Annotated in this window: 13 protein-coding genes and 2 pseudogenes; 2 read left to right on the forward strand and 13 right to left on the reverse strand. The window is 42.5% G+C overall.

The window, feature by feature from the left end; translation table 11 throughout:
• Positions 1-39: 39 nt before the first annotated feature.
• From ACLFKQ_RS21535 to ACLFKQ_RS21565, 7 genes and pseudogenes are all read right to left on the reverse strand, one after another.
• Entirely contained in the window at positions 40-183 is a 144-nt protein-coding gene (locus ACLFKQ_RS21535; RefSeq protein WP_449001790.1) for a hypothetical protein, read from the reverse strand.
• 40 nt (positions 184-223) lie between these two features.
• Entirely contained in the window at positions 224-715 is a 492-nt protein-coding gene (locus tag ACLFKQ_RS21540; RefSeq protein ID WP_449001791.1) for a hypothetical protein, read from the reverse strand.
• A gap of 288 nt (positions 716-1003) precedes the next feature.
• Positions 1004-1903, reverse strand: coding sequence for a hypothetical protein (locus ACLFKQ_RS21545; protein WP_449001792.1), 900 nt, complete (start codon positions 1901-1903; stop codon positions 1004-1006).
• 61 nt (positions 1904-1964) lie between these two features.
• Positions 1965-3155 (reverse strand): L-dopachrome tautomerase-related protein, encoded by a 1191-nt coding sequence (locus ACLFKQ_RS21550; protein ID WP_449001793.1) that lies wholly within the window; start codon positions 3153-3155, stop codon positions 1965-1967.
• A gap of 23 nt (positions 3156-3178) precedes the next feature.
• Complete coding sequence (locus ACLFKQ_RS21555; protein WP_449001794.1) at positions 3179-4045, reverse strand: type 1 glutamine amidotransferase domain-containing protein; 867 nt, start codon at positions 4043-4045, stop codon at positions 3179-3181.
• 50 nt (positions 4046-4095) lie between these two features.
• A pseudogene (locus tag ACLFKQ_RS21560) lies at positions 4096-7274 on the reverse strand (efflux RND transporter permease subunit).
• Positions 7275-7362: 88 nt separating this feature from the next.
• Positions 7363-8745, reverse strand: coding sequence for an efflux RND transporter periplasmic adaptor subunit (locus ACLFKQ_RS21565; protein WP_449001795.1), 1383 nt, complete (start codon positions 8743-8745; stop codon positions 7363-7365).
• Positions 8746-8977: 232 nt separating this feature from the next.
• Here ACLFKQ_RS21565 and ACLFKQ_RS21570 point away from each other — a divergent pair, with 232 nt between their 5' ends.
• Positions 8978-9607, forward strand: coding sequence for a TetR/AcrR family transcriptional regulator (locus ACLFKQ_RS21570; RefSeq protein ID WP_449001796.1), 630 nt, complete (start codon positions 8978-8980; stop codon positions 9605-9607).
• A gap of 206 nt (positions 9608-9813) precedes the next feature.
• Here ACLFKQ_RS21570 and ACLFKQ_RS21575 read toward each other — a convergent pair whose 3' ends face one another.
• The 4 genes from ACLFKQ_RS21575 to ACLFKQ_RS21590 all read right to left on the reverse strand — a co-directional run bounded on the left by ACLFKQ_RS21575 (position 9814) and on the right by ACLFKQ_RS21590 (position 11324).
• The gene (locus tag ACLFKQ_RS21575; protein ID WP_449001797.1) at positions 9814-10320 is read right to left on the reverse strand and encodes a hypothetical protein; all 507 of its coding nucleotides are present in this window, start codon (positions 10318-10320) and stop codon (positions 9814-9816) included.
• An 86-nt stretch (positions 10321-10406) separates the two neighbouring features.
• Complete coding sequence (locus tag ACLFKQ_RS21580) at positions 10407-10607, reverse strand: hypothetical protein (RefSeq protein WP_449001798.1); 201 nt, start codon at positions 10605-10607, stop codon at positions 10407-10409.
• A gap of 115 nt (positions 10608-10722) precedes the next feature.
• Entirely contained in the window at positions 10723-11109 is a 387-nt protein-coding gene (locus ACLFKQ_RS21585) for a type II toxin-antitoxin system VapC family toxin (protein ID WP_449001799.1), read from the reverse strand.
• The gene (locus ACLFKQ_RS21590) at positions 11106-11324 is read right to left on the reverse strand and encodes a type II toxin-antitoxin system Phd/YefM family antitoxin (protein WP_449001800.1); all 219 of its coding nucleotides are present in this window, start codon (positions 11322-11324) and stop codon (positions 11106-11108) included. Before ACLFKQ_RS21590 ends, ACLFKQ_RS21585 begins: the two co-directional genes overlap by 4 nt.
• Positions 11325-11522: 198 nt before the next feature.
• On the opposite strand from ACLFKQ_RS21590, the pseudogene ACLFKQ_RS21595 reads away from it, so the two are divergent.
• A pseudogene (locus ACLFKQ_RS21595) lies at positions 11523-11936 on the forward strand (transposase); the annotation flags it as partial.
• Between the two features lie 56 nt (positions 11937-11992).
• Here the strand turns inward: ACLFKQ_RS21595 and ACLFKQ_RS21600 are convergent.
• Both ACLFKQ_RS21600 and ACLFKQ_RS21605 read right to left on the reverse strand, forming a co-directional pair.
• Positions 11993-12703, reverse strand: a complete 711-nt coding sequence (locus ACLFKQ_RS21600) for an IS6 family transposase (RefSeq protein ID WP_448997902.1) — start codon at positions 12701-12703, stop codon at positions 11993-11995.
• Positions 12704-12728: 25 nt separating this feature from the next.
• On the reverse strand, positions 12729-13031 hold the full coding sequence (locus tag ACLFKQ_RS21605; RefSeq protein WP_449001801.1) for a GerAB/ArcD/ProY family transporter: 303 nt from the start codon (positions 13029-13031) through the stop codon (positions 12729-12731).
• Between the last annotated feature and the right edge of the window lie 47 nt (positions 13032-13078).

The following is a 13078-nucleotide window of genomic DNA, read 5'->3' on the forward strand; positions in this document are numbered from 1 at the left end:
ATAAAGCTAGTTTGGGCTTTGTTTGGGCTTGATTTTTGTTTAAGTACCGTTAACAGCATCAGTAGCTTCTGTAGCGAATGCCTGATATCCTTTAGCTTCAGCTATCCTCTGTTCTAATTCTTCTGCTTGACGACGATGGTATAAAAGTTCTTCTTGTAGGGAGTTTAATTCGTTGTTTAGCATTTTAATTCTCCGAATTTTAAATGAGGAGCATAATAAATAATTATTGATTTACTAATTCGTCATAAATAGTTTGTATTACTGCATCTGCGTATATGGCTTGCCCTGTAGTACTGCGACACCATATGAAATTAATTCCGTAGAAATCTTCTACTACTGTTTCTCCTTGCTCCTGAAGCTTCTTGGCAAGATAGGAACTAACGATCCAGTGTTCAAAAATCTCTCGGCGATATTCTTCTAAATCGCCATCGAAATAATCTGATATCGCGTCTTCTTTGCTGTTGTGGCAGCAATCTACAATTTCGTTGTTATCTTTATCTCTTACTCCCCAATAGTCTTCACACTGACATAGGAGACAATCTGCTTGTTCGATTTCATACTCAGCAGATTCGTAGTCAACAGGAGCAGTCCATAGCTCAATTGAAAGTTCTTCTTCAAGTTTGTGTTCTTGTGTCAGCGTATAGATCAGGGAGGAGACACAATAAATTATTTGCTGTGCTACGAATTCTTGAATAGTGATAATATTAGTAGTCATAATGTTGTATTATATATTTCAAAATAGACAAAAAAATACAGCCTCTCCTGTGTAGAAAAATGCTGTTCATGCTTCACAGAAGAATGCTGATGCAGCCAAGTTTAGAGTCTTCTGCTGTGTTGGACTAAATTCTTAATAAGTTGAGTTTGAAAAGGTATACGATGATACAATTATCATGCGCTACGCTAAAGAGTGACAGAAGCGAAAGCTGAGGAGAAGGTTAGAAAAAGTAGCAATCTATATCTCTAGCTAGGCAAGAATGTTGCGCTGAAAACGTAAATTGTGAATTTACTGCGCGGCAGAAAGTCCATAGACAAAGGCGGGATCGGCAGTAAAGCAGAGTACTACTTCTCCGTCAACTGTAGTCTCAAGTGGAACTGCACCGACTGTAATTTGACTGATGGTTTCTCCTTCAGGAATTCCCAAATCGCTCAAATCGACGGTGGTGGTGAAAAGATGCAAATGGTCGATGACGTTGCGCTCTAATGCGGAATAATTTTCTAAATTAGCTATAGAGGATATTTGAATGTTTTCTCTTAGTTCCTCTTTTCCGTAGTAACGCATAACGCCCAAAGGTCCCTGGGGAGTGTAGCTTTCTGGTTCGATGGTAAAGGTAGAGTTGTTACTCTGTAATAGAAGCGTATCGCCACCAGGAGAGGGAGTATTAGGACAACCAGAACTAACGTTACCTGCTGGTGCGCCCATTTCGCCAACGAGCAAATCTACTCCAGGTTCATTGACCAAAGGAGGATCGAAACGCATGGTGATTCCGTTATCATTACTACCAATATCGAAAAATACAGAGTTAACAATATTATCGCTGAGATAATTTTTTGCTGCCTGGCGCACACTATCGGAAACTGGACTACCGATGTCGCCCTCAACCTCTACGATTTCTGTTCCTGGGGGCATTGGATGAGCGTAAAGCGCGGGTGACAAACCGCTATTTTGATAGCCTACCAGTTCTGGTTTTTGTAAATCTTGGTAAGTGAGATTTCTGACTCTCGTACCTTCGTATATAGTAACTTCATCGAGAACCATAGCACCCGTTTCGGTATCTAGTGTCGTGTTGAGTAATACCCTTGCGGTTGGTTCTTCTGTCTCGGTTGGTGTTTGAGCGAAACTTTGAGTCACGAATAAAGGTGTTACTACAATTAGGAATATAACGAGTTTTTCGATATTAGTCATAATTTGATTTTGATTGAGAATTATTCACTGAATGATTGGCTGTTCTGGCAATTGCCGAAATTTATCGTCCAACTTGCCCTTCTGTTCCCGTCCAAATTCGGACTATTAAATAAGGTGGTTCTCCCAGCTCTTGTCCATTGTTGAAATTAGGAGCGCGGTGCAGTTGATTGATCGATCCATAGAGCCAGGAATCTGAACCGAATCGCACGCTGTCCAGCCAAAGGAATCTTGGGTCTTGAGCTAAACGAGTTGTATTTCCGTCGCTTGAGAGTACATCTATCGAATTCGCTGCTAGATTTGTAAAAAAGTGATTTCCTTCGGCATCGGTGCTGACACCATCGGTAACTGGTTTAGACCCTACTACTTCAATGGCTGCGCCAATTTCTTCATCAGAAGCACCGTTGTGAAACAGTCGAGTAGGTACGCCATACCAAGTCAATCCTCTGACCGCACCAAAAAATAAAGTTTCTCCATCTGCCGATAGAGTAATGGGATTGAGAGGCGAACCAACTGGGATAGTTTGACCGTCGGGAGTCGTAACCGTCCAGACTTTTCCCTCAACCATGACGACAACCCGCTCTTCTATCTGTAATGAGGGATGACCCTCGAAGCGTCTTACTGTATTGCGATTGAGATCGACTACTACAATTGCTGGACGTTGAGAAGAACTATCGGCAATATAGACAAAACCGCGATCGCTATCTACTGCCAAATCTTGCATAAACTGCCCGTCTGGAAATTCCCCTGGTGCTTCTGTCTCATCAAAGTCGTAGCGGTAGACCAGTTCGCGACTATTAATATCGAAGGCAAGCAGTTTCGGTCTTTGTTGTTCTGGCAGCCAGTTACCATGATCGATAACCCACAGGCGATCGCGCGAGTCAATAACTACGCCATGAGGTGTGTTAAGTACGTCGGAATTACTACCTGGAGTAGCATTCCAAGATTCATTGGGGAATGGCTCCCAAGTGTTGTAACCCGTAACTTCTATAAGCTGTGCTTCCCCGCGTCGTCTACCGTGTACCGAAGCGAAGATCCTTCCGTCACGAGAAACCGTAACGTTGCCTGGCATTATATCGAGTTCGGCAACGATTTCTGTTTGCCCGATTTGGGCATTCTCAGTATCATTGGCAACTAATTGGACTGGTATTTCTGTCTTAGGAGTTGAATTGGCAACTTTCTCAGTCTTTAAATAGCCAGCAATGCCTACTAAAAAAGCAGTCATACAGACCGTAAAAAATAATTTGTGTTTCATAATATGGAGTCCAAGAAATTAAACTACTGCAACAATTCCACCATTTGTTCGGCTACTCCCGTTGCTGATGCAGGGTTTTGTCCAGTTACCAAGCGATCGCTGGCTACAACATGGGGTTGGAAATTAGGAGCTTCTGTATGCTGTGCGCCTCGTTCGATTAGTTTGGTTTCCAACAAAAACGGCATTTGTTCGGTTAGTTCTACAGCTTCTTCCTCTTCATTCGTAAAAGCAGCAAGTGTTTTGCCAGCTACCAAATAAGTTCCGTCACTTAGCTGGACATTGACTAAACCAGCAGGACCGTGACAAACTGCCCCAACGATGCCATTGCGTTCGTAAATAGCAGCAGTAATTTGGGCTAATTCCTGGTTATTAGGCAAATCCCACATTACGCCATGTCCGCCAGCAAAAAAGACAGCACTGTATTCGGACGGCTCGATTTCTTGAGGAGATAAAGTATCTTTAATTTGAGCCATGACAGCTTCATTTTCCACAAACTGCCGATTTAAAGGATCGTCAAGGTTGTAGCTTTTAGGATCGATAGGAGCTTCTTCTCCAGTTGGACTGACAAAATCTACCTCAAAACCCGCTTGAGTAAAAACAGCATGAGGATGAGCAACTTCATCTAGATAAAAGCCAGTTTTTTTGCCAGTACTTCCCAATTGGTCGTGATTGGTCAGAACTATCAAAATTTTCTGGTTAGAGTTTTGGGCGACCTGAGATTTCATAATTTGTGATTCTGGATATTTTTTGGTAAGTGACTCTACTTTTTCAGTGGCAATCGCCGAAGAGATAAAACCCAACTTTGGCATTATCCAAATACAATTAAGTAGTCCTGCCAAAACTATGTAGCTTGTCTTGTTCTTTAACATTTGGTTGCTTGCTTCAGTCATAATTAGCTGGTTTGCATAAAAAATTACGCAAAAATGTTCGATTGTATTTTTTAACTTTTATTGATTACTAACTCTACGTTTTCTTCTTGAATCTTTGTTTTTTTACTTCTTCTAGGTTGAAAATCCTGTAATAATCCCATCAAAGCGGGAATGACGGTAGGAGTTAAGAAAGTAGAGAGAGCTAAACCACCTGTGAGAGCAATACCCAAACCCTGATAGAGTTCTGCGCCTTTCCCTGGAAGCACCGCTAGGGGCAACATCCCCAGTACACTCGTTCCTGCGGACATAAAGATCGGACGCAAGCGATCGCCTACCGCATAATAGAGAGAGGCATCGTATTCCATTCCTTCGGCTTGGAGTTGTAAAGCTCTATCTACCAAGAGAATAGCGTTGTTGACGACTACCCCTGTAAGAATGACAAAACCCAAACCCGTAATCATGTCTAAAGGAACGACTACACCAGGAACAGCATTGGCAATTACTAAAGATAATAATGCCCCAGTCATCCCCATCGGTACAGTTGCCATAATTAGAAGGGGATAGACAAACGAGCGATATAAAGCAACTAGAAGTAAATAGGTGATTACCAGCGAGAGTAAGAAGGTAGAACCTAACTGAAACAGGGTTTCGGCTAAAACATCTGCCGATCCCGCTAGTTCGACGCGGAAACCTGGAGGTAATTCTTGGCGTAAGGGTTCGAGGATCTGTTGTTCAGTGCGATCGATTAATGCGCCTAACGGTGCTTCTGTGGCTACACTGGCAGTTAGAGTAATCGATCTTTCTAAGTCTACGTGGTTGATGGTATCTGCACCAGTGGTTTCTGAGACTTCGGCGACATCGGCTAGCTGCACTCTTTGACCATCACCGTTATAAATAGCTAGTTGGCGCAACTGTTCGGGGGTTTCGACAAAGGTATTTTGCAGCTCGACAGAAACATCTAGTTCCCGTTTGCCATCGACAAATTCTGAGGCGCGTAAGCCACCCAAAGCCGCCTGTACCATGTCGCCGATTTCTGCTTCCGATAGTCCTGCTTCAGCTAAACGTTCGCGGTTGGGAATTACCTGTAGTTCTGGCGCACCCGTGACAAAATCAGCACGGACATTTTGAATTCCTTCTAGTTGTCCTATTTGTTGAAAAACTTGTTGCTGTATGCGATCTAATTCTGCTAAGTCTTCACCAATAAGCTGTATCTCAAACTCTTTACCAGGGTCCTCGAAAATAGAAGCACGTCGAGGAACCATAAAACGATAGCCAGGGAAATTTGCGCTCTCCTGCCGCAGACGGTTGACTAAATCGTCTAAATTATTACCTGTAGCTAATTCTGGTTTGACAAAAGCACCAACAAATCTTCTTCCCAGGCGATGTACGTAAATAGTCCGCATAACTTCTGGTTGCTGGCTGACAAAATCTCGCGGTGCTTGAGAAAGTTCTATCGCTTCAGGAATGCTTGTGCCTGGAAAAGGTTCGGCTAGCCAGAGAATTAGGTTGCGGTTTCCTTCTGGTAAGTAGTCAGCGGGTGGTAAAAGTTGAAAACTGGTAAAAAGTAAGATTATGGGGAGGGCGAGGACGAGTAGGCGACGTTTTAATCTACCTCTCCCTAGCGACCACTGTACGGTTTTTAAGAGAAAATTTTCTAATTTACCTTGTAATAAACGGAAAATTGCCGAAGTTTTATAGACAGCACGTTCTAACCAATTGCCACCCCTGTATCCCCTTCCCGATAACATCTGGTCTGCTTCTGCACGGTGGAGAAACAGTCCCGCTAGCATGGGAATCAGGGTTAATGCCGCAAACAGAGAAAACAGCACCGAAGCAGATAGGGCAATCCCGATATCGAAGAATAACTGTCCTGCTTCCCCCGTAACTAAGACAATTGGAGCAAATACGGCAACTGTCGTTAAGGTAGAAGCTAGCATCGCGCCACCTACTTCCTGTGTCCCATCGATCGCCGCTTTCATTGGCGTTTTACCTTTTTGCATATGGGTAAAGACGTTTTCTAGCACGACAATGGCGTTATCTACTACCATCCCTACAGCAAAGGCTAACCCCGCTAGACTAATGACATTGAGGGTACGACCTAAGAAGAAGAAGACAATAAAAACAGTGATTAAAGTAGTAGGAATAGCGATCGCAATTACCCCTACAGTTCTTAACGAACCGAGAAACAACAGTAAGACTAAAGCTGCCAAAATCGCCCCGACAATGAGATTGCCTCGGACAAAAGCGATCGCATCATTGATATAGTCGTTTTCGTCATAGGGAATATCGAAGGTAATACCTTCGCCCTCGCGATCGAATCTTTCTTCTAAATCTACTAATGCCTCTCTAATTCCTGCTGAAATTTCGGGTACGTTGCCCCCTACCTGGCGAATAATCCCCACAGCTACCGCAGGCTCGTTATCTCTAATTAAGGCACGGTCTTGGATGGCACGACCCATCCTCGCTTCAGCAACATCTCCTAAATAAACCGTCCCCGACTCATCGCGACGCAGCACAAAGCCTTCTAGTTGTTCGACATCTTGAATACGGCTGACAGTTCTCACCCGATACTCTCTGCGTCCCAATACCAAAGGACCACCACGTATATCTCGGTTATGTTACGCAGGGTAGCCGCTACATCGCCAATGGTTAGATTGCGATCTGCTAAAGCTTTAGGATCGACAACTACTTCTACTTCTCTCTCTCTACCACCAGAAACTAAAAACTGTCCTACACCCTGTACCTGACGAAAGCGCGGTACTACTACATCGTCGAGTAAATCTCGGTAGTGATTATCGTCGGCAGTAAAACCTTCCTTGGGAATTAAAATTACCCACATCATCGGGTCGCTGCTACCATTAATCACTTCTACATCCGACTCATCGGCTTCTGTGGGTAAGGCTTCAACTTGCTGTAACTTATTGAGGACATCAACTAATGAGCGGTCGATATCGCTACCCCAATCGAACTCGACATTAATGGTACTACTTCCCGCACTACTGCTGCTAGTAATCTCTTGTACTCCCTGTACCTCTTCTAATCTTTCTTCGATGGGACGAGTGACCAAATCTTCGACTTCGGCAGGGGAAGCACCAAGATAGGGGGTAGTGATGCTAATTTCAGGGCGATCGCCTCCTGGCTGTAATTCTAAAGGTAATTGGAATAGTGCCAAAATACCGAATAATGCCAGAAGACAAAATAAAACTCCTGTACCGTGTCGCCAACGCACGGCGGTTCTGATTAAGCTCATTTTTTCAATGGATAATTGACAATGGACAATTAGATAATTGATTACAGATTTATACAAGCGTTCGATAACACTTGCTACTTGTTACTCGCTACTTGTTACTTACTACCTGCACCGCAGCACTATCGGTAAGTCCATCTCCGCCAGTCACTACAATATTTTGTCCTTCTTGTAATTCGGAACTGGCGATCGCCACCTCTTGTCCCATGTCTGCAATTATTTCTACATTTATCTGCTGTGCTTGGTTATCGTTGACGGCAAATAACGACCACTCATTTCCCCTTCTGGTAAGAGCATCTCGTGGCACGACGAATGTATCGGCATCGGCCACTGGCATAGCTAAGTCAGCACTAATCGCCATTCCTGGCAACAATCCCTGGGGTGGGTTATCTAAGCTGACTCTAACTAACTGTCGGCGAGAGGAAGTATTCGCTGTAGGGACAACGGCAGTAATGGTTGTTGACTCTTGCCAATTGTGTAATGCTCTAGCGTTAAGGCTAACCTGCATTCCTGGTGTAACCTGTCCGCTTAGGCTTTCGGGAATTTCTAAAAAGATATCTAAAGAGCGATCGCCAACTAAAGTCAGTACGGAGTCGTTTATCTCTACGTAATCCCCTGGATCGACATCTCGTGACTGAACTATACCCGAAAAAGCTGCTTTAATTTCCGTGCGCTGCATACCCAATTCTGCTTGTTCGACGGCAGCTTGAGCAGCAGCTACTAAGCCTCTTTGTGCGTCTATTTCTTCTTTAGTTGCTCCTGCCTGTGCTTCTGCCAGTAAAGCCTCAACCCGATATCGTTCGCTGATTGCAGCATTCGCTTCTGCCCTGGCTTCAATTAAAGCTCTTTGAGACAGTGCGCCCTCCTCAGTTAAACCCGACACCCGTTCTAAGTTATCCTGTGCCTCGCTTTCTCTAGCTTTGGCTGCGTTTAATTCTGCTTCTCTCTGCGCGATAATCTCTGGACGAGTACCTACCAGTAATCTGTTTAAATTTCCTCTTTCCTGAGCTAATCTTGCTTGGGCTTCGGCTGAAGCTAACCGAGAATCGGCATCATCGAGAACTGCTACCGTCATACCCCCAGTAACGCGATCGCCTTCTCTGACTAAAACTCTCTGTACCGTACCGTCTAGCTGCGAACTCAAACTTGCCCTTTCTCCTGCCTCTACCGAGCCTAACAACTTAATCTGTCTTTGCGCCGTACCTCTGGTTAAAGCAATGGTTTCAACAGCTTTAGGTTGAGGACTGGTTTGTTCTGTATTAGTTTGAGCCGTTGCATCTGGTTCGGGAATAGATACTCGCCCCAATACAGCACCACCAGCTAAAAGCAGAATTGCTAGCAACCATGTAGGTAAATTATTTAACTTTTTACCAGTAGTTTTGGGTTTTTCTGGCTTAAATTCTTCTGAAGTTGTAGGCTTGTCCTCTCCGTCAAATTTCAATGAATGTTGGGGTGGTGTTTCAGATAGTTTCATAGTGTCGAGCAATTATGTTTGAGGTTGTTTGTGCGATCGAGCCAACGCCAGATCGATGCGGAGCGAAGCAAACCAATTTTATTGGCTGACTCTGACTCGATTTTTGTTTTTATACTCACCAGTATACAAAAAAATATTTGAATTAGCAGAAGTTCCTTCAGTAAGGATAAATATGCTTAATAAAGTAGACTATAATAAAGCTACTGCACAGTAGAATTCTGATTATAAACTTATGCCCAGAGGTCGCCCTCGCGAATTTGATACCGAACAAGCTCTCTTCCTAGCAATGAAGTTATTCTGGCAACAGGGTTATCAAAAAACTTCTCTTGACGATCTTGCTAAAACTATGAATGTAACTAAGCCCAGTCTTTACGCTGCCTTTGGCGATAAAGAGCAATTGTTTCTCAAGGCATTCGATCGCTACAGCCAAGTTTATGGTGGCAGAGTTAGACAAGCTGTAGCAGCCCAAGCTGATGTTGGTGAAGCGGTGAAAGCTTACTTAAATACCGTTGCCGACATTTTGTCTGATGTCGATAATCCCGCAGGTTGTATGTTGGTCAACAGCACCATTGAATGTCATCATCTCAGCAAGGCGATTGAGCGTAAAATTATTGAATATAAAGCCCAAAATGAGGCTGTTCTTTACGATCGCTTGCGTCAGGCTCAAATTGAAGGACAAATTCCGATTGAAGAAGATATTCAGGCATTGGCACGATTCTTCGTTAGCGTAGGAAATGCTATGGCGGTGATTGCCAAAGTATATCCAGACCCCATCAGAATTAGGCAGATGGTTGAAATTGCCATGCGAGCTTTGCCCGTCAAAGCGTCAAATGATATCAAACAAAAACTCGAACATTCGTAGCATTGATTTTGATACGAATGATTCCGATATTTAGCAATCTTTCTATAAGTAGATAGGGAAACGAAAGAGCGCAGATCGGTATAGATGAACAGGGTAATGCGCGATCGAGATTGTTTGATACTGCCAGTAATACTTGGATTTCGGCAATTCATTTGTATAACCTCTTGTGCCTTAAAAGTAGAGATAGACATACGACAATATATTCTTTAGATGCTTTTACTAATTCTGGTATTGGCACTGATTAGCAAGGTCACCGCCAAGCTCCTTGCCCCACGAGGGTCGTTGATTAAAATCTCAGGAAAGATTTCGCAGACAGTATCATGGCAGTACTTTAAGAGTTTTGCTTGGCTCTTAATGTATTTCATAATTCTGCGTTTGTCAGCATCGCTAAAGACTGGTAAATCCTCGTCAGTAAGTAGGTCATCTACTATTTGTTCTAGGGACTCTGAGATGTGATGTAGACCATTACCATTAACATTACGTGGTGGCTCTTGAGGTGCTGGTGCGGATCTTTCCAAAATAGTTAAATTACCTTTTGTGCCTCGGATAACTTGGATTTGCTGACCAGCTTTAATATGTTTAAATGCTGAGAGATCCTCTGCCCATATCGCTTCATCTCCTTGTTCTGTAACTACATTACAAACTCTTCTCTTACCGAATTTCGTGTTAACAGTCAAAACGTTCTTTACTTTGGCAAATTCTGTATAAACCATAATGTTTCTCCAATACATAATGTTTCTCCAATAAATAAAAAGAGAGAGATAAGATATCCCTCTCAAGTTTTGATAAGTATTGTTATCTAAATAAGTTCTGAGAATCCTTCTTGTTCTCCTAATTCAGCGATCGCATCATCTATAGACAATCCATCTTCCCACCATTCGTAATATGGTTGGTCAGCAAAGTCGTTAGTATCAAAGCCTAATGCGATTGTTCTAAGCTTTTTGTTCAAGCGTTTCATCCAAAGCTCAAAGTCTTTTTTGTTATTAATAGTGTTAGTCATTGTTTGGCTCAAAATAAATTGTCAATAAAAATACCCTTGCTTTTTAAGTCATCAGGGATTTGGACTCTCTCTCCGTTCCTCAAGACGGATTTGAATATTCTATTTAGAGCGTAAATTAGTTAATCAGAGTGACAGAATACTTATCAAAAGCTGAATCAACGGTAATGATGGGTATGTTTTCAGCTATAGATTGAGCAATAATAAGGCGGTCAAAGGGATCTCTATGATGAAAGGGTAAAATAGCGTTAATCTTTAAATGCTCCAGCTCAATGTTGAGTAACTGTATGGAGCTTGTGATTACTTCTCTCTCAATAAACTCTTCGTAGTTAGGATCTAAAGTTAGCTTGCCCAAGTTGAACTTAATCGACATTTCCCAAAGGCTAGCAACACTTATGTAGCTAACGTTGCTTGTATCTTCAATTAGACCTTTAAGGCGGTCACTAAGTTTGGGGTCGTCATTTACGAACCACAGGAATGTATGTGTATCTAATAAAAATCTCATTCCATATATTCTTGAAAGTCTTCTAGAGGCTCATCGAAATCATCGGACATCCAAACCCTACCTTTAGCACTACCTCTTTTTAATGGACGTTTGATAGGTGAGATCTTAGCTACTGGTTGGTTATCTAGAGTGATAATAATCTCTTCGCCTTTTATAGCCAGATCCAGAAGATTGGATAAGTTGGATTTGGCTTGAGATATATCTAGCTGAGTCATAGGAATAGTTTTAATTTTCTACTTCAACTATATCGCCGATTAATTCTATCCCACTTACTGCAAGCCAATTACATTCGTGTTCTATCATTGCTTCGATATTTGGTAGGTCTTCTCTATCTACAGATGGGTATGTAAAATAAATTGTGTCAAAGGTCAAAACACACTCTAATAAATAGAATTAATGTGAGGAATGAGACTATGACCTTTCGACCAGAGTTAATTGATGAACTGCTCAAAGACTATGAAAAACCAGAAGACCTTATTGGAGAAGGAGGAATCCTCAAACAACTGACCAAAAAACTCGTAGAGCGTTGTTTAGAAGCTGAAATAGACGTACATCTAGAGACTCAGAAGGCAGAGCGGGGCAAAAAAGAGCGACAAAATCGACGCAACGGACACAGCCGTAAAACCATTAAGGGGGAGTTTGGCGAAGCGGAACTTGCCGTGCCTCGCGATCGCGATCGCCAATTCGAGCCTCAGATGGTCAAAAAAGGACAAACTCGTTTTACAGGCTTCGATGACAAGATTCTCGCCCTGTATGCGAGAGGAATGACCACTCGTGATATCCAAGCCCAACTACAAGACCTTTATGGAGTAGAAGTATCGCCAGCCCGGTTCTGTTGCAAAAAATCCGAACAGAGAGAATATACCTGTGATTAACTAATTTTTTAGACAGCGATCCCAAACAGAGAATAGACAAAATTTCTTTGTCCCAAGATGTCACCTTTAGCGATATTTTTTATTTGCCCTTTGCGAATCACATTCATGATTTCATACCCTTTTAATGTCCGCCATGCTGAGTGGAAATGTTGAAAGTATAATTTATACTTAGCCTGCTTTTTCGGAAATCTATGGTCTTGCTCGATGATATTATTAAGATATTTGTTCTGTCTCAATTCACACTCACTAGAGATAATTTCTTCCGTTTGAAGTTCTTCAACTGCTGCGGGATAAGCAGGATTTTGGTCTACGTTAATAACTCTTGGCTGCTTATTATGTCTCGATTTCAGGGCTTTCTTCAAGAATCTTTTAGCAGCTTGTTTATCTCTCCTGGCACTAAACATAAACTCTATGGTAATACCATTGCTGTCAACTGCTCTATATAGATATTTCCATTTTCCTTTGACCTTGAGATAAGTTTGATCTACTCGCCAAGAGTCATTAGTTGAGATGAGATGCTTTCTGGCTCTTCTTTCTATTTGTGGTGCATAAATCATCACCCATCGGTAAATCGTGGTGTGGTCTACAGATAGTCCTCGCTCTTGCATGATTTCTGCTAAATCACGATAACTCAAACCATAGCGGAGATACCACCTCACACAAAGTAAAATTATTTCTCCTTGAAAATGTTTCCACTTAAATGGTTGCTTTGAGTTCATCTGGTCTAGTAGTTATTTACGTTTGTTAAATACTACAAGTTTGTCTTAAGTTTTTGCAACAGTACCCACGACGGTCTATTTCCCGCAAAAATTCAAACGCGCCGCCACTTTCTTCAAATTTATTTGCCAAAAAAGCATAGCTATAAGCACTGGTAAGAGCGACTATTCCCGCGATAATGAAGCTCAACCACGCCCACTGAGCCGCTACCGCTATAACTACACCCAAAGCCGTATAAATACCGCCGCCTACCATTCCTCCTGCCACCAACGCCCAAGTTGCGGCGAAACCGAGTTGTCCGTTAGAGGATGATTGTGTTTTTGAGGTCATTTAAAAGAGATTGTAAATTAAACTGTAGCGATCGCACGATGCACTAA

The sequence above is a fragment of the Myxosarcina sp. GI1(2024) genome (assembly GCF_053543375.1).